A 16147-nucleotide genomic window follows, 5' to 3' on the forward strand; every position below is an offset into this window, starting at 1 on the left:
TCGGCCTCCATTTTGCTGGAGGCTACAACCGTTGGCGTGCCTCTGCGATCACTCGCAATACGTCGGGCGTCAGATCGTACTGGGCAAGCTCCTCGGGCAGCGCCCAGGCGATGGCGGAGGCATCGTCGCCGGGCCGGCCCTCGCCGCCCACGCGCCAGCCGCAGAAATCAATGATGGTGTAGTGGTAGCGGGTGGCGCCGCCCTCATCGGTGGTGATGGCATCGACGACCGCAGCCAGTTGCAGCGGGCCGACCTCGATGCCCGTCTCCTCCATCAATTCGCGCCGCGCTGCTGCCTCGGCCCGTTCCCCGAGATGCTGGGCACCACCGGGGAGGGACCAGCTGCCGATGCGGGGCGGCTTGCCGCGGCGGGCGAGCAGCACGCGCTCCCCATCGAACACGATGATCCCGATGCCGACCCAGGGGCGGTCTGGGTATTCGCGGGGGCTCATCGGCCAGGCGTCGGTGGCGGAGATGGGGCGGCCTGCGGCAGCAGATCCTCGAGCCGGGGGATGAAGGCTTTCTCCTTCCAGACGCCGACCTGATAGGCCCAGGCCTGCCAGCGGGCCTGAAGCGAGGCACTCTCCGGGCCTTCAGCCTCAAGCCGGATCCAGAGCGTCTCGCCATCATGGGCGGGGAGGACGGTGACCATCATCCCATCCGCCAGTTCGAAGCGGGAGGCGCCGAGCGGCCTGCCGGGGGCCTCGGCGGCTGGCTTCACCTCAAGGAAGGTCAGGTATTCGAAGCCGCGCGCCACCTCGTCCAGCGAGACGTCGTCGAGCGGACGGGGATCCACCGGTTGTTCGAGGCGGAGCTTTGCCTCCGGCCCCTCACCGCGGGCGAGAACCAGCTCCGGCTCCCCCTCGCGGCGGATGGTGACGCGGCGGATGCGGTCCTGGGCGATATTAGCGATGTCCCGATCGACCCAGAGCTGCGGGTCGGCGTCGGCGGGCAGGCGGCCTTCGGCCAGCCAGGCCTGGCTTTCGGACGGCCGGCGTATGTAGGCGCTCTCCGGCACATTGCCCTGAGTGCGGACGCGCCGGCGGCCGATGACGAGCTCGGCGATGGGCTGGCCACCGGCCGCGAGCACCCGCAGCAGCAAGGCGGTGCTACCCGGGCGATTGGGGTCGTCCACGCCCAGACGGTCATGCTGGCCCGGATCAGCAGTGCGGGCTTCGACGAGGCGGAGCTCCGTCAGGCCCACCAGCAGCTCCCGCACCCGCTCGGGACGAACGGGATAGTTGCCCCGTTCCGGCAGCACCCAGGCCTCGTCCTGGCGCAGGAGAGTGAGGCTGCCGTCATGCTTGCGGATCTCGATGCGGGCAGCCTCGGTCAGCCGGGCGGCGAGGCCGGGGAAGGCGAGATTCGCAGCGGATGGCGCCACCTCGTCGTGCAGCGCACTGGGCGTCAGCAGCAGGGCGCCGCCGACGGTGAGGACGGCGCCGCCGCCCAGGAGGAACAGGGTCCGGCGTTGCATGCGTGCCTCCTCAGGCCCGGGCCGCGGCGCGGCGCCGGCGGCGCACCACCGCGAGGCCGATGGCGAATATCGTCAGCAGGGCCGGGACAAGGGCGATGTTGACGACACGGAGCGTGGTCTCCAGCCCCTCGATGTCCCGGCGCAGTTCAAGCTGCACGGCGCGCAGCTGGCGGCGGGTGCCGATGATCTCCTCCCGTGCCCGGTCGATCTCGGCGCGCTGCTCCGGCGTGATCACCGCTTGGTTCTGGTTGCGCTCGGCGCCTGGCGCGGCCGGCGTGCCCTGGCGCAGCTCCCGCAGGCGCCGCTCGGTTTCCTCCAGCTTCTGGGTCAGCTGGCGCTCGGTCTGGCGGTACTGCGCATCGGCGTTGCGGCGGATATCCTCGACCAGATCGAAGGGGCGCAGGCTCTCGCCGCGGGAGCGGAGGGAGATCAGCGCATCCGACCCGCCCAGCGTATCGACGATGTTGCTGACGAAGGCACCGTTGCCGCTGATCGGCGTCGCCATCTGCTGGCCGAAGAAGTCCTGGATCCGCACCCAGAAGCGGTCTTCCAGGATGTCGCTGTCATTGATCACGACGAGGTTGGCCGGGCCCTGGCTGCGGGCGAGATGCGCCGGGAAGCCTTCCGCGCGCTGCTGCCCCTCCGGCAAGGCCGGCGGCCCGTCCGGGAAGGCGGAGGGCAGCTCGCCACGGAGGCGGGCGGCGATCACGTGGCGGCTGGCATCGGCACGGAAATCCGCAAGCAGCCGGGTCGGGTTCGGCTCCTGGCTGACCCTTGTGGCATCCACCACCATGCTCTGGGCCGAGGTCGTCAGCAGCGGGGTGAACTCCACCGTGCTGCCGTCCCGCTTCCGCAGTTCACCGGCGGAGGCGACGGTGATCTGGTCAAGCTGGGCCAGCGAGACCTCGGAGCGATTCAGGCTGTCGCCCTGGAGATTGTACCAGGCAAGATAGTCGACCGCCTGGACGCGGTCACCGGGCCCGGCGCGGACCCGCCAGGCGCCGCGGAGGTCGAGCACCACCTTGTCGGACGGTGCGTCCACGCCCCAGGCATTCAGCAGCCGGTCGAGGGAGGATGCGGTGTTGGCGGGCGGCTGGCCGGTCGGGCCGGGGCGCGCGGCCTGGCTTTCGGAATGGGGGTCAACCAGCAGGAAGAGCTTGCCGCCGCGCATGACGAACTGGTCCACGGCATACTGCGCCGCCTCGCCCAGCCCCTGCGGGTGGGCGAGCACCAGCACCTGCACATCCGGCTCGATCACCTGCGTGTCGAGTGGGATGTCCTTCACCGTGAAATACTGGCGCAGCTGGGTCATCACCGCGGCAGGCTGCCCGAGCTGCGGCTGGCGCAGCATCATCGCCCGCGGGTCGCCATTCAGTGGCAGTGGCGACATCACGCCGATGGTCGGGCGGCGTGGATTGGAAAGCTCATAGACCAGCCGGGTCAGGTCGGCCTCGAGGAAGCGCTCGCGGTCTGGCTGGAAGAAGGCGAGGACTCGCTCGTCATCAACGAGGTTGGTGCCGGCGAGGCCGAAATAGACCTGCTCGCCGGCCTGGTCGACCGGCACGCCCTGGAGGCCATAGGCCATCGCGCGGTCCTCGGTCTCCGAGAAGGGCTCGGGATCGAGGATCTCGAGCCGTACCTTGCCCTTCGAGAGGGACACGTACTCCGCCAGCATCTCCCGCACCCGGTCGGCATAGGCGCCGTACATCGGGATCTCGGCGCCGAGGCGACGGGAGTAGAAGAGGCGCAGCGTGATCGGGTCCTGCAGTCCCCCCAGGATCTGCTTCGTGCCGTCAGAAAGGGTGTAGAGGCCCTGGCTGGTCAGGTCGATGCGGGCGCGCGGCAGCAGCCGGTCGGCCAGCATGTTCACCCCGATGGCGAGCATGCCGGCGGCCAGCAGGCCGAGGGCGGAGGTGCCGAGACGGCGGCTGCCACGGCGCGGTGCCGATGGCGTTGCGGCTGCGGTGGTGTCGCTCATGCGCCTAGTCCGCCTTCCGATGGTCGAGCACGACGGCATTCACGAAAAGGAAGAAGCCGATGAAGCTGGCGAAGTAGATCAGGTCCCGCACGGCGATGATGCCGCGAGTGAAGCCGCCGAAGCGTTCGGCGACGGAGAGGCTGCGGGCGATCTCGGCCAGGACGGGCAGGCGGGTGTCGAGGAATTCGGTCACCACGGGGCTGCCGGCCGCAGCGAAGATGAAGCAGAGGGCAACGGCCAGGACGAAGGCGATGACCTGGTTGCGCGTCAGCGCCGAGACCGCGGCACCGAGCGCGAGATAGGCACCGGCGACCAGCAGGCAGCCCACATAGCCCGAGAGGATCACGCCATTATCGGGGGAGCCGAGAATGTTGACGGTGATCCAGAGCGGGAAGGTCAGCGCCAGTGCGATGCCGCAGAAGGCCCAGGCGGCCAGGAACTTCCCAAGCACGGCCTGCCATTGCGGCAAGGGCAGCGTCAGCAGCAGCTCGATGGTGCCGAGCCGACGCTCCTCCGCCCAGAGCCGCATGGTCAGCGCCGGGACGAGGAAGAGGAATAGCCAGGGGACGAAGGAGAAGAAGGGGATGAGATCCGCCTGGCCGCGGCCGAAGAAATTGCCGAGCGTGAAGGTCAGGGCGCCTGCGAGCACGAGGAAGATAACGATGAAGACGGTGGCGACGGGCGTGGCGAAGTAGGCGGCCAGCTCCCGGCGGGCGACGATCAGGGCGGGGCGCATCAGGCCGCCTCCTGCCCGAGGGTGAGGCGGCGGAATACCTCGTCAAGGGTGCTGCCCTGTTCCTCCAGTACCGAGGGGGGCGCATCGACCACGACCTTGCCGCGGGCGATGATGATGGCGCGGGTGCAGACGGCGCCGACCTCCTCCAGGATATGGGTACTGATGACGATGGCCTTTTCGGGCGCCATGCGGCGGATCAGGTCGCGTACCTCGTGCTTCTGGTTGGGGTCGAGGCCGTCGGTCGGCTCGTCCAGCACCAGGACGGGCGGGTCGTGCAGCAGGGCCTGGGCCAGCCCGACCCGGCGCTTGAAGCCCTTCGAAAGCGTCTCGATCGGTTGCAGGCGGACACCTTCGAGCTGGGTGAGGGCCATGGCATGGGCCGTGCGGTCGGCCAGCTCGCTGCCGCGGAAGCCGCGGATGCGGCCGGTGAAGGCGAGGAAGCCGGTGACGGTCATCTCGGGATAGGTCGGCGCGCCTTCGGGCAGGAAGCCGAGATGGCGCTTGGCGGCCACCGGCTGGTCCACCACATCGGCGCCGCAGATGCGGGCGGTGCCGAAGGTCGGTGGCATGAAACCGGCCAGCATGCGCATGGTGGTTGACTTCCCGGCGCCGTTCGGGCCGAGGAAGCCCAGCACCTCGCCTCGTTCCACGCTGAAGGAGACGTCGTCCACCGCGGTGAAGCCGGCGAAGCGTTTGGTCAGGCGCTCGATCTCGATCAGCGCGGCCAAGGCATAACCCCCCAGAATGCAACCCGGCCGCGGGACTTACCGGGATGTGCCGGTATTGCAAGACCCTCGAGGCGCGGGGCGGCCTAACCCGCCCGCAAGGTCTCCATCGCGGACTCCTTGCCGAAGAGCCGAAGCAGCACCTGCACCGCCTGGCCCCGGGGGCCGGTGAGGCCTGGGTCCCGCTCCAGCAGCAGCGCGGCGTCGCGGTTGGCCATGGTGACGAGGCCGTCCTGGGCATCCGCCTCCGGCAGGCCGAGGCGGAAGACCGGCGCACCGGATTGCCTGGTGCCGAGCGCCTCGCCACCGCCGCGCAGGCGGAAATCGGCATCGGCGATGGCGAAGCCATCCTCCGTGTCACGCAGGATCAGGAGGCGCTCGCGGGAGGCGAGACCAAGGGCCTCGTCATAGAGCAACATGCAGTAGCTGGCCTCCGAGCCCCGACCGACCCGGCCGCGGAGCTGATGGAGCTGGGCGAGGCCGAAGTGGTCGGCATGCTCCACGACCATCACGGTCGCCTCGGGCACGTCGACCCCGACCTCGATGACGGTGGTCGCCACCAGCAGCCTCGTCCGGCCGGCGGCGAAATCGCGGATCGCCTGTTCCCGGATATCCGGGTCGAGGCGGCCATGGGCGAGCCCGACCTGCCCGGGAAAGCGTTCGGACAATTCGGCGAAGCGTGTCTCGGCCGCAGCCATGTCCACCAGCTCGGATTCGGCAACATGGGGGACGACCCAGTAGACCCGGGCGCCGCGCTCCATCGCCCGGCCGATGCCGGCGACGATGTCGGGCAGGCTTTTCAGCCCGTGCAGGGTGGTGGTGATGGCTTGCCGCCCGGCCGGTTTGCCGGACAGGCGGGAGACGGCCATCTCGCCCCATTGGGTGAGCAGCAGGGTGCGAGGGATGGGCGTCGCCGTCATCACCAGCATATCCGCCTCGCCGCCTTTCTCGGCCAGCAACAGGCGCTGGGCGACGCCGAAGCGGTGCTGCTCGTCGACCACGGCGAGGCCGAGGTCGCGGAAGGTGACGCCTTCCTGGAACAGGGCATGGGTGCCGATGGCGATCTGCACGGCGCCGCTGGCGAGGCCCCCCAGCACCCGTTTGCGCTGAGCGCCTTTCACGCTGCCGGCCAGCAATTCGACCCGGACGCCGGCCGGGGTGCAGAGGCGGCCGAGGGTGCGGGCATGCTGGCGGGCGAGGAGCTCGGTCGGGGCCATCAGCGCAGCCTGGGTGCCGGCCTCGACCGCCCGGAGCATGGCGAGTGCGGCGACCAGCGTCTTGCCGGCCCCGACATCCCCCTGGAGCAGCCGCAGCATCCGGTGCGGCGCGGCAAGGTCGGCATCGATCTCCCGCAGCGCATGGGCCTGGGAGGGGGTGAGGGGGTGGCCGAAGGCGGCCAGGGCCTGGGCCCGCAGATGGCCGTCACCTTCCAGCGCCCGGCCGGGCCGCTGGCGGACCCGACGTCGGACCAGGGCGAGGGCGACCTGACCAGCCAATGCCTCGTCATAGGCAAGGCGGGTACGGTGGATCGGCGGTGGCGCGGTGGCAGGCGCCTGGACGGCCCGCAGCGCCGGCTCGAAGCCAAGCCAGCCCTCGCGGCGGAGCAGGGCCGGGTCATGCCATTCGGGCAGCGCCGGAATCCGGCCGAGTGCCGGCGCCATGGCCTTGGCCAGCTGGGCGGTTCGAAGGCCCTGGACCAGGGGCCAGACCGGCTCCAGCTCGGGCAACCCCTCCGGCCCGGTGGCGGTGAGGGGGTTGATCATCGAATAGGCGCCGGCCTCCGCCTTCACCTTGCCGGCGAACAGACGTTCCATCCCCGGCGGCAGCAACTGGCGCAGCCATTCGAGACGGCCATTGATGAAGCGGACCAGGAGGGGCCGCCCGCCCGCTTCCGCCCGGATTTCCACATAGGACCGTCCGGTGCGGGACCGGGCAGCCCGGTGGGAGACGACGAGGGCAGGGAGGATCACCTCAGCCTCCGGCGGGGCCTCGGCGGGGCTGACCACCCGGACGCGGGTGGCGTAGCGCTCCGGCAAATGAAAAAGAAGGTCGAGGACACGCGTGCCACCGACCGCCTCCGCCATGCGTTTGGCGATTTGCGGCCCTACCCCCGGCAGGCTGCCCAAGGGCGAGAACAGGGGGGTAAGATCGGTCTGTTCCGGATTCATCGCGTGGAACCGCCGATGCGGCTGCCGCGTCGGGCTGACAGGATTCCCATGCGCCTCTATATGCCAGCCCCCAGGCCAGACAGCGACATGCCCAGCGATCCCTCCGCCACCGAACCAACCGAACTTGACCCTCGCCGCAGGCGCCTGCTCTTCCGCGCCCGCCATCGTGGAACCAAGGAGGCCGACCTGATGATCGGCGCCTTCGTGGAACGCCTCGTCGCCGGCTTCACGGAGGCCGAGCTGGATGAGCTGGAAGCGGTGCTGGAATACCCGGATGTCGATCTGGCGGATTGGCTGAGCGGCCGCCGACCCATCCCCGCCGAATGCCGCACGCCGATGCTCGACCGCATGGCCATCGAATGTGCGGGCAAGGGCGCCGGGCTTCCCGAGGCCTTGCGCCGGCCATGAGCGAGGCGGAGACGGTGACCCGCGGCCTGACGGTTCATGGCGCGCCCGAGGGCTTCGATGCGCTGCTGCTGGCGCGACGCCGGGTGGAGTCCGCCAGCCCGATCCTTCATGTCTGCCGCGACGATGCCCGCACTGCCCGGCTCGTGGAGGCGCTGGCCTTCTTCGCGCCGGAGGTCGAGGTGCTGCGCTTTCCCGCCTGGGACTGCCTGCCCTATGACCGCGTCTCGCCGAATCCGGAGATCGTCGCCGAGCGGGTCTCGACCCTGACGCGGCTGCTGGAGCCGGGCGACCGGCCGCGCATCGTCGTCACCACGGTCAATGCGCTGGTCCAGAAGGTGCCGCCGCGGGCGGCCTTCGCCGGCTCGACCTTGCAGTTGAGGAAGGGTGGGCGGGTGAAGCCGGAGGCGCTGACCGCCTTCCTTGAGGCCAATGGCTATGGCCGCACCGGCACTGTCATGGAGCCGGGTGAGTACGCCGTGCGCGGCGGCATCATCGACCTCTTCCCCGCCGGCGAGCCGGACCCCATCCGGCTTGACCTGTTCGGTGACGAGATCGAGAGCCTGCGCCGCTTCGATACCGGCACCCAGCGCAGTGGCAAGGCGCTGACGGAGCTTTGGCTCAGGCCGGTCGGCGAGGTGTTCCTCGATGCGGAGTCGATCAGCCGCTTCCGCGCCGCCTGGCGCGACCTTTTTGGCAATGCGGCGGCCGAGGACCCGCTTTATGTCTCGGTGAGCGCCGGCCGCAAGCACCCCGGCATGGAGCATTGGGCTGGGTTGTTCCATGAGCAGATGGAGACGCTGCTCCACTATCTGCCGGACGCCTCGGTCAGCCTCGACCACCAGGCGGAGGATGTGCTGACCGCACGCCTCGAGATGATCGCTGACCATTACGAGGCGAGACGGGCTCCGGTCAGGATCAATGAGGGAGAGGTTCCCTACCGCCCGGCGCCGCCCGGCACGCTGTACCTGAACCGGCGCGGCTGGGAGCAGATGCTGGCCGAGGGCTCTCTCTTCCGCTTCTCGCCCTTCGCCCAAGCGGATGGCGCGGAGGGGATCGAGGCCGGTGGCCGGCCCGGACGGCTGTTCACGGAGGCGCGGGCGGCCGGGCAGAACGTCTTCGCGGCCTATGCCGAGCATGCCGAGGCCATGGTCAAGCAGGGTCGGCGGCCAGTGGTTGCGGCCTGGACCCGGGGCTCGCGCGAACGCCTGGGCAACCTCCTGCGGGAGAACCACGTCGCCGCAGAGCCGGTGGAAAGCCTGGCCGAGCTCGGCAAGTTGCCGAAGGGCATCGTGGGGCTCGCGGTCCTTGGCCTGGAACGAGGCTTCCTCGCCCCCGCCGGGGCGACCGGGCTTGGCTTCGGCCTTTCGGTGGTCGGCGAGCAGGATCTGCTCGGTGAGCGCATCGCCCGGCCGCCGCGGCGGCGGAAGCGGGCTGATCAGTTCATTGCCGACGCGACAGGAATCGAGCAGGGTGACCTCGTGGTCCATCAGGAGCACGGTATCGGGCGCTATGACGGGCTCTCGACCATCGAGGTGAACGGCGCGCCGCATGACTGCCTCCGCCTGATCTATGATGGCGGCGACAAGCTCTTCGTGCCGGTCGAGAATATCGAGGTGCTGTCGCGCTTCGGCACGGAGACGGCAGGAGTCGCGCTCGACAAGCTCGGCGGTTCCTCCTGGCAGTCGCGCAAGGCCCGCGCCAAGCAGCGCATCCAGGACATGGCCGGGCAACTCATCCGCATCGCCGCCGAACGGCAGATGCGGGAGGGCGTGTTGGCGACGCCGCCCGAGGGCTCCTTCGACGAATTCTGCGCCCGCTTCCCCTTTGCCGAGACCGAGGACCAGCAACGCGCCATCGGCGACGTGCTGGAGGACCTGGCAAGCGGCAGGCCCATGGACCGGCTCATCTGCGGCGATGTCGGCTTCGGCAAGACGGAGGTCGCGCTGCGGGCGGCCTTCGTCGTCGCCATGTCCGGCGTGCAGGTGGCGGTCGTCGTGCCGACCACGCTGCTGGCGCGGCAACACTACCGCAGCTTCTCCGCCCGCTTCGCCGGCCTGCCGGTCAATGTCGCGCAGCTCTCCCGCATGGTGACGCCGAAGGAGGCAGCCAGGGTCAAGGAAGGGCTGAAGGATGGCACCATCAACATCGTTGTCGGCACCCATGCGCTGCTGGCAAAGGGTGTCGAATTCGCCGAGCTTGGCCTCGTCATCGTCGATGAGGAACAGCATTTCGGCGTCGCCCACAAGGAGCGCCTGAAGAACCTCAAGACCGATGTCCATGTGCTGACGCTGACGGCAACGCCCATCCCGCGTACGCTGCAGCTGGCGCTGACCGGCGTCAGGGAGATGAGCCTGATCGCCACGCCGCCGGTCGACCGGCTGGCGGTGCGGACCTTCATCATGCCCTGGGACGGCGTCGTCCTGCGCGAGGCGATCCAGCGCGAGCGCTTCCGCGGTGGGCAGATCTTCTGCGTGGTCCCCCGCCTCGAGGATATGGCGAAGGTCGCCGACCGGATGCGGGAGATCGTGCCCGAGGCACGCATCGCCGAGGCGCATGGCCAGATGGCGCCGACGCGGCTCGAGCAGGTGATGACCGAGTTCGGCGACGGCAAGCACGACATCCTGCTCTCGACCAATATCGTCGAGAGCGGGCTCGACATGCCGGCGGTGAACACCCTCATCATCCACCGTGCCGACATGTTCGGCCTCGGCCAACTCTACCAGCTGCGCGGGCGGGTCGGGCGCGGCAAGCAGCGCGGCTATGCCTATCTCACCTGGCCGCCCTCGCACCGGCTCTCGGCCGCGGCACAGAAGCGGCTGGAGGTGATGCAGACGCTCGACAATCTCGGCGCCGGCTTCACCCTCGCCTCGCATGACCTCGACCTGCGGGGTGCCGGCAACCTGCTGGGCGACGAGCAGAGCGGACATATCCGCGAGGTGGGGATCGAGCTGTACCAGCAGATGCTGGAGGAGGCGGTCGCCGACCTGAAGGCGGGACAGGGGCGGAAAAAGAAGTCCGAAGGTGACTACGCCCGCGAATTCACGCCGAACATCAATCTCGGCCTGCCGGTGCTGATCCCCGAGGACTATGTGCGGGACCTGCCGGTGCGCCTTGGGCTGTACCGCCGCATCGGCTCGCTTGCCGGCGAGGCGGAGGTGGAGGCCATGGCGGCCGAACTCGCGGACCGCTTCGGCCCGCTGCCGGCGGAGGTGGAGAACCTGCTGCAGGTCGTCGCCATCAAGTCGCTCTGCCGGGCGGCGGGGGTGGAGAAGCTGGATGCCGGGCCGAAAGGCGTGGTGCTCAGCTTCCACCGCAACCAGTTCCGCAACCCGGGCGGCCTCATTGCCTGGGTAACGGCGCAGAAAGGGCTGGTGAAGCTGCGGCCCGACCACAAGCTGGCCCTGCTGCGCGAGATGGAACTGCCGCAGCGCATCCGCGTGGCGAAGGAGCTGCTGGGCGCGCTGGTCAAGGTGGCGACCCAGGCCAAGGCGGCCTGAGGCCACACCGTTGCCTTGACAGTCGTCGCGCCGGGCATCGAGATTGGGCTGCTCGACCGACCGTCTGGCAAGGAGGGTGCGATGCCGCTGAACGGGCTGAACCACTACACCATCCGCCCCGCCGATCTGGAGCGGACCAAGGATTTCTACGTGGATATCCTCGGCCTTGAGATCGGCGACCGCCCGCCGCTCGGCTTCGACGGCTATTGGCTTTATTGCGGCGGGCAGCCCACCGTCCACCTGATCGGTCCTCGTGCCCAGGACGCCCATCAGGCACGGGAGCCGGGGCCGACAGGGCTGTTCGATCACATCGCCTTCTCCTGCACCGGCCTGGCCGAGATGAAGGCGCGGCTTCGGTCCCACGGCATCGTCCATGAGGAGCGCATCATCCCGCGCGACCGGCAAACCCAGCTTTTCCTGCACGACCCGGACGGTGTGGCGGTGGAGCTGAACTATCCGCCGGGCGAGACGGTCTGACGCCATGGAGCGAGCCTGGCACCAGATCGCCCTCGATGTGCTGAAGGCGAACGAGGTGCGCCTGATCCCCTATGTGCCGGACAATGTGCTGAAGCCGCTGATCGCGGCCCTGCATGCCGACCCCTATTTCCACGCCTTCACCGTGGCACGGGAGGAGGAGGCCGTCGGCATCGTCGCCGGGGCCTGGATGGCGGGCACCAAGGGCATGGTGCTGATGCAGACCAGCGGCTTCGCCACCCTCGCCAACGTCCTGGCCAGCCTGCCCTGCGCCTTCCAGATCCCGGTGCTGCTGATGGTCAGCGAGCGGGGCACGATGGGAGAATTCAACCAGGGCCAGGCGGCCGTCTGGCGCACCATGCGGCCAACGCTGGAGGCGCTGGCGATGGAGCATCACGTCATCACCCGGCAGGACGAGTGCGAGTTCATCATGGATCGCACCATCCGCCAGGCGCATCTGACGCAACTGCCGGCGGCGCTGATCCTCTCGCCCTTGCTGACCGGTGGCAAGGCGGTGACACGGCAGGTGGTGGCATGATCGCGGCCCATAACCTGAAGCGGATGTACCGCTTCGACCTGATGCAGCGGCTGGTCGCGCGGCTGGAGCATGAGGAAGCCGTCATCGGCGGGATCGGGAACACGAATTTCGATCTCTGGTCCGCAGGCCATCGGCCGCAGAATTTCTACATGCTCGGGAGCATGGGGCTGGCAGTTCCCATCGCCCTCGGCGTGGCGCTGGCGCAGCCTGGGCGGAAGGTCTTCGCGGTGGAAGGTGATGGCTCGCTGCTCATGCAGCTCGGCTGCCTCGCCACCGTTGCCATGCTGGCGCCCAAGAACCTGGCGATACTGCTCATGGATAACGGCATGTACCAGATCACCGGCGGGCAAGGCACGCCGGCGACACGGGCAGACTATGCCGCCATCGCCCGCGGCTGCGGCCTGGCCGGGGCAGGCTGGGCGGCGGATGAAGCGGATTTCGAGCGGCAGATCGGCCATTGCCTGACCGCCGACGGCCCGCATTTCATCGCGGTGAAGCTGGATGACCAGCCACCGGTCTCGCAGACGGAGCGTGACCCGCCGCAGATCCGCGACCGCTTCATGCGGGGGATGGGAGCGAAGCGGAGCAAGCTGCCCGGTTAGGCCCGCTTCCGTTTCTTCACCGGAGCCGCCTGGGCGAGCAAGGGCGCCAGGAACCGCCCCGTATGGCTCTCCTCGGTTGCCGCGACGTCTTCCGGCGTGCCGGCGGCGACGATGCGGCCGCCGCCATCGCCCCCTTCCGGGCCGAGATCGAGGAGCCAATCCGCGGTCTTGATGACCTCCAGATTATGCTCGATCACCACCACCGTATTCCCGGCATCGACCAGCTGATGCAGCAGCTCGAGCAGCTTCCGCACATCCTCGAAATGCAGGCCCGTGGTGGGCTCGTCGAGGATATAGAGGGTGCGGCCGGTGGCGCGGCGCGATAGCTCCTTCGACAGCTTGATGCGCTGCGCCTCGCCGCCCGAAAGCGTTGTCGCCTGCTGGCCGAGATGGATGTAGCCGAGCCCGACCTCGCGCAGCACCTTCAGCTTCTCGTGAATGGCAGGGACGGCGGAGAAGAACTCGCAGCCTTCCTCCACCGTCATCTCCAGCACATCGGCGATCGACTTGCCGCGGAACTTCACCTCCAGCGTCTCGCGGTTGTAGCGCTTGCCCTTGCAGGCATCGCAGGTGACGTAGACATCCGGCAGGAAGTGCATCTCGATCTTGACGAGACCGTCGCCCTGGCAGGCCTCGCAGCGGCCGCCCTTGACGTTGAAGCTGAAGCGGCCGGGCTTGTAGCCGCGGGCGCGGCTCTCCGGCAGCTCCGAGAACCAGTCGCGGATCGGGGCGAAGAGGCCGGTATAGGTCGCCGGGTTGGAGCGCGGCGTGCGGCCAATCGGCGACTGGTCGATGTCGATGATCTTGTCGAGCTGGTCGAGGCCCTCGATCTTCTCATGCGGGCCGGGCACGGTGCCCGCGCCCATCAGCCGACGGGCGGCGGCCTTGTAGAGCGTCTCGATCACCAGGGTGGACTTGCCGCCGCCCGAGACGCCGGTGATGCAGGTGAAGGTACCGAGTGGGAATTCCGCGGTGACATTCTTCAGGTTGTTGCCACTGGCACCGATGACCTTCACCGCCCGCTTGCGGTCGATCTTCCGCCGCGTCTCCGGCACCGCAATGCGGCGCCGGCCGGCCAGGTAGTCGCCGGTGAGGCTGGCGGGGTTGGCAGTAACCTCGGCGGGCGTGCCCTGGGCGATGACCCGGCCGCCGCCGGCGCCGGCGGCGGGGCCGATATCGACCAGATGGTCGGCGGCGCGGATGGCATCCTCGTCATGCTCGACGACGAGGACGGTATTGCCGATATCGCGCAGGCGGCGAAGGGTGGTGAGCAGGCGCTCGTTGTCACGCTGGTGGAGGCCGATGCTTGGCTCATCCAGCACATAGAGTACGCCTGTCAGCCCGCTGCCGATCTGCGAGGCCAGGCGGATGCGCTGGCTCTCGCCACCCGAGAGCGTCGCTGAAGACCGGCCAAGGGAGAGATAGTCGAGCCCGACATCGACGAGGAATTTCAGGCGCTCGGCGATCTCCTTCAGGATGCGGCGGGCGATCTCCTGGCGCTGTGGCGTCAGCGTGTCGAAGACCGTGCCGAACCACTGCTCGCAGTCGCGAATGGACAGGCGTGCCGCCTCGCCGATATGGCGGCCCGCGACCTTCACCGAGAGCGCCTCCGGCTTCAGCCGGTAGCCGTCGCAGGCAGGGCAGGGCTTGGCGGCTTGGTAGCGGGAAAGATCCTCGCGCACCCAAGGGTTGTCCGTCTCGCGGTAGCGGCGCTCGAGATTGGGCAGCACGCCCTCAAAAGGCTTCTTCACGTCGTAGCTGCGGAGACCATCCTTGTAGCGGAGCGTGACAACCTCCTCGCCGCTGCCATGGAGGATGGCGTTGCGTACCTTGACCGGAAGGTCGCACCAGGGCGCCGCGGTCGAGACCTTGTAGTGCCGGGCGAGGCTTTCCAGCGTCTGGTCGTAATAGGGCGACTGCGCGCCGGACCAAGGAGCGACGGCGCCTTCCGCAAGCGTGCGGAGGTCGTCCGGCACCACCAGCATCGGGTCGAAGAAAGTCTGGGTACCGAGCCCGTCACAGGTCGGGCAGGCACCCTGCGGGCTGTTGAAGGAGAAGAGGCGGGGCTCGATCTCCTCGATGGTGAAGCCGCTTTCGGGGCAGGCGAATTTGGCGCTGAAGACGGTGCGCTCGGCGCTGTCGGCATTCTCGGCATAGGCGATGCCGTCGGCGAGGGCGAGGGCGGTCTCGAAGCTGTCGGCCAGGCGCGGCGCGATGCCCTCGCGGACCACGATGCGGTCGACCACCACCTCGATGTCGTGCTTCAGCTTCTTGCTGAGCGCGGGCACTTCGGCGATCTGGTACAGCGTGCCATTGACCTTCACCCGCTCGAAGCCGCGGCGCTGGAACTCGGCCAACTCCTTCTTGTACTCGCCCTTCTTGCCGCGCACGGCGGGGGCGAGCAGCAGCAGCCGCGTGCCCTCCGGCATCGCCATGACGCGGTCGACCATCTGGGAGACGGTCTGCGCCTCGATCGGCAGGCCGGTGGCGGGCGAGTAGGGCACGCCGACGCGGGCCCAGAGCAGGCGCATGTAGTCGTGGATTTCGGTGACGGTGCCGACGGTCGAGCGCGGATTATGGCTCGTCGTCTTCTGCTCGATCGAGATCGCCGGACTCAGCCCCTCGATGCTGTCCACATCCGGCTTCTGCATGAGCTGGAGGAACTGCCGGGCATAAGCCGAGAGCGACTCCACATACCGGCGCTGCCCCTCGGCATAGATCGTATCGAAGGCAAGCGATGATTTGCCGGAACCGGAGAGCCCGGTGATCACCGTCAGCGTGCCCCGCGGGATGTCGAGGTCCAGATTTTTGAGATTGTGCGTGCGCGCGCCGCGGATGCGAAGGAAGCCGGCGCCGGTGATCGGGGAAGGGGTGGGCATGCGGGGTCCTGCTCCACGGGGCGCGGCGCCCACGTTCGCCTTGTGTTCTGGTAGTGATGCCATTATATGGGACTGGCGGGAAGGGCCTTCGGCAGGCATGGTCCTCCCCTTCCAGTTTCCAAGGGTTCGGACGGCATGGCCGGCAGCGTCAACAAGGTAATTCTGGTGGGCAATCTGGGGCGTGACCCCGAGGTCCGCAACATGCAGTCCGGCGACCGGGTGGTGAGTTTTTCCATCGCCACCAGCGAGTCCTGGGCCGACCGCGCCTCGGGCGAGCGGAAGGAGCGGACCCAGTGGCACCGGATCGCCATCTTCAACCAGAAGCTCGGCGAGATCGCCGAGAAATTCCTGAAGAAGGGCAGCAAGGTCTATCTCGAGGGCCAGCTCGAAAGCCGGAAATACACCGACAAGGACGGCAACGAGCGTGAGGTCACAGAGGTGGTGCTGAGCCGTTTCCGGGGTGAGCTCACCCTGCTCGATGGCCGCGGCGGCGGTGGCGAGATGGGCGAGGGCGGTGGCGGCTCTGCTGGCGGCCGGTCCTCCGGTGGCTATGAGCGCTCGGGTGGCGACCGGGCTCCGGCAAGCCGGGGCGGCGGCGGTGGTGGTGGCTGGGACAAGCCGAAGGGCGGCGCCAGCGATCTGGATGACGACATCCCGTTCTGAGCC

General features: G+C 68.8%; 13 protein-coding genes. 6 read left to right on the forward strand and 7 right to left on the reverse strand.

What is annotated here, in order from left to right:
• Positions 1–22: 22 nt before the first annotated feature.
• The 6 genes from BLR02_RS03275 to recG form a co-directional block, all read right to left on the reverse strand.
• On the reverse strand, positions 23–451 hold the full coding sequence (locus BLR02_RS03275; protein ID WP_090566986.1) for an NUDIX hydrolase: 429 nt from the start codon (positions 449–451) through the stop codon (positions 23–25).
• The gene (locus BLR02_RS03280) at positions 448–1476 is read right to left on the reverse strand and encodes a DUF4340 domain-containing protein (RefSeq protein ID WP_090566983.1); all 1029 of its coding nucleotides are present in this window, start codon (positions 1474–1476) and stop codon (positions 448–450) included. The genes BLR02_RS03275 and BLR02_RS03280 overlap by 4 nt, the downstream gene beginning before the upstream one ends.
• Positions 1477–1486: 10 nt before the next feature.
• Positions 1487–3454, reverse strand: coding sequence for a GldG family protein (locus BLR02_RS03285; RefSeq protein ID WP_090660413.1), 1968 nt, complete (start codon positions 3452–3454; stop codon positions 1487–1489).
• Positions 3455–3458: 4 nt separating this feature from the next.
• Complete coding sequence (locus BLR02_RS03290; RefSeq protein ID WP_090566977.1) at positions 3459–4190, reverse strand: ABC transporter permease subunit; 732 nt, start codon at positions 4188–4190, stop codon at positions 3459–3461.
• Complete coding sequence (locus BLR02_RS03295) at positions 4190–4918, reverse strand: ABC transporter ATP-binding protein (protein WP_090660416.1); 729 nt, start codon at positions 4916–4918, stop codon at positions 4190–4192. The genes BLR02_RS03290 and BLR02_RS03295 overlap by 1 nt, the downstream gene beginning before the upstream one ends.
• A gap of 83 nt (positions 4919–5001) precedes the next feature.
• Positions 5002–7041, reverse strand: a complete 2040-nt coding sequence (recG, locus tag BLR02_RS03300; protein WP_245704589.1) for an ATP-dependent DNA helicase RecG — start codon at positions 7039–7041, stop codon at positions 5002–5004.
• Here recG and BLR02_RS30280 point away from each other — a divergent pair.
• Genes BLR02_RS30280 through BLR02_RS03325 form a run of 5 tightly spaced genes read left to right on the forward strand, consistent with a single transcriptional unit; the run spans position 6952 to position 12602 of the window.
• A complete protein-coding gene (locus BLR02_RS30280) occupies positions 6952–7491 on the forward strand; it encodes an FAD assembly factor SdhE (RefSeq protein ID WP_245704590.1) in 540 nt (179 codons plus the stop codon). The two genes, recG and BLR02_RS30280, sit on opposite strands and share 90 nt — an antisense overlap.
• Positions 7488–10988 carry a transcription-repair coupling factor gene (gene mfd / locus BLR02_RS03310; protein ID WP_090660421.1) on the forward strand — a complete coding sequence of 1167 codons (3501 nt, stop codon included), beginning with the start codon at positions 7488–7490 and terminating at the stop codon, positions 10986–10988. The genes BLR02_RS30280 and mfd overlap by 4 nt, the downstream gene beginning before the upstream one ends.
• 15 nt (positions 10989–11003) lie before the next feature.
• On the forward strand, positions 11004–11465 hold the full coding sequence (locus BLR02_RS03315) for a VOC family protein (RefSeq protein ID WP_143018030.1): 462 nt from the start codon (positions 11004–11006) through the stop codon (positions 11463–11465).
• A 4-nt stretch (positions 11466–11469) separates the two neighbouring features.
• A complete protein-coding gene (locus BLR02_RS03320) occupies positions 11470–12000 on the forward strand; it encodes a thiamine pyrophosphate-binding protein (protein WP_090566963.1) in 531 nt (176 codons plus the stop codon).
• Positions 11997–12602 carry a thiamine pyrophosphate-dependent enzyme gene (locus BLR02_RS03325; protein ID WP_090660424.1) on the forward strand — a complete coding sequence of 202 codons (606 nt, stop codon included), beginning with the start codon at positions 11997–11999 and terminating at the stop codon, positions 12600–12602. The genes BLR02_RS03320 and BLR02_RS03325 overlap by 4 nt, the downstream gene beginning before the upstream one ends.
• Here BLR02_RS03325 and uvrA read toward each other — a convergent pair.
• Positions 12599–15481, reverse strand: a complete 2883-nt coding sequence (gene uvrA / locus BLR02_RS03330; protein ID WP_176849355.1) for an excinuclease ABC subunit UvrA — start codon at positions 15479–15481, stop codon at positions 12599–12601. The genes BLR02_RS03325 and uvrA overlap by 4 nt on opposite strands.
• 135 nt (positions 15482–15616) lie before the next feature.
• On the opposite strand from uvrA, the gene ssb reads away from it, so the two are divergent.
• Positions 15617–16144 carry a single-stranded DNA-binding protein gene (gene ssb / locus BLR02_RS03335; RefSeq protein WP_090566957.1) on the forward strand — a complete coding sequence of 176 codons (528 nt, stop codon included), beginning with the start codon at positions 15617–15619 and terminating at the stop codon, positions 16142–16144.
• Positions 16145–16147: the final 3 nt, after the last annotated feature.

The sequence above is a fragment of the Belnapia rosea genome (assembly GCF_900101615.1).
GTDB classification, from domain to species: domain Bacteria; phylum Pseudomonadota; class Alphaproteobacteria; order Acetobacterales; family Acetobacteraceae; genus Belnapia; species Belnapia rosea.

Coding starts and splice junctions, on each gene's coding strand:
- BLR02_RS03285 (WP_090660413.1), bottom strand. CDS start 3,454: ATGAGCGACACCACCGCAGCCGCAACGCCATCGGCACCGCGCCGTGGC.
- BLR02_RS30280 (WP_245704590.1), top strand. CDS start 6,952: ATGAAAAAGAAGGTCGAGGACACGCGTGCCACCGACCGCCTCCGCCAT.
- BLR02_RS03275 (WP_090566986.1), bottom strand. CDS start 451: ATGAGCCCCCGCGAATACCCAGACCGCCCCTGGGTCGGCATCGGGATC.
- BLR02_RS03280 (WP_090566983.1), bottom strand. CDS start 1,476: ATGCAACGCCGGACCCTGTTCCTCCTGGGCGGCGGCGCCGTCCTCACC.
- mfd (WP_090660421.1), top strand. CDS start 7,488: ATGAGCGAGGCGGAGACGGTGACCCGCGGCCTGACGGTTCATGGCGCG.
- BLR02_RS03320 (WP_090566963.1), top strand. CDS start 11,470: ATGGAGCGAGCCTGGCACCAGATCGCCCTCGATGTGCTGAAGGCGAAC.
- ssb (WP_090566957.1), top strand. CDS start 15,617: ATGGCCGGCAGCGTCAACAAGGTAATTCTGGTGGGCAATCTGGGGCGT.
- BLR02_RS03325 (WP_090660424.1), top strand. CDS start 11,997: ATGATCGCGGCCCATAACCTGAAGCGGATGTACCGCTTCGACCTGATG.
- BLR02_RS03290 (WP_090566977.1), bottom strand. CDS start 4,190: ATGCGCCCCGCCCTGATCGTCGCCCGCCGGGAGCTGGCCGCCTACTTC.
- uvrA (WP_176849355.1), bottom strand. CDS start 15,481: ATGCCCACCCCTTCCCCGATCACCGGCGCCGGCTTCCTTCGCATCCGC.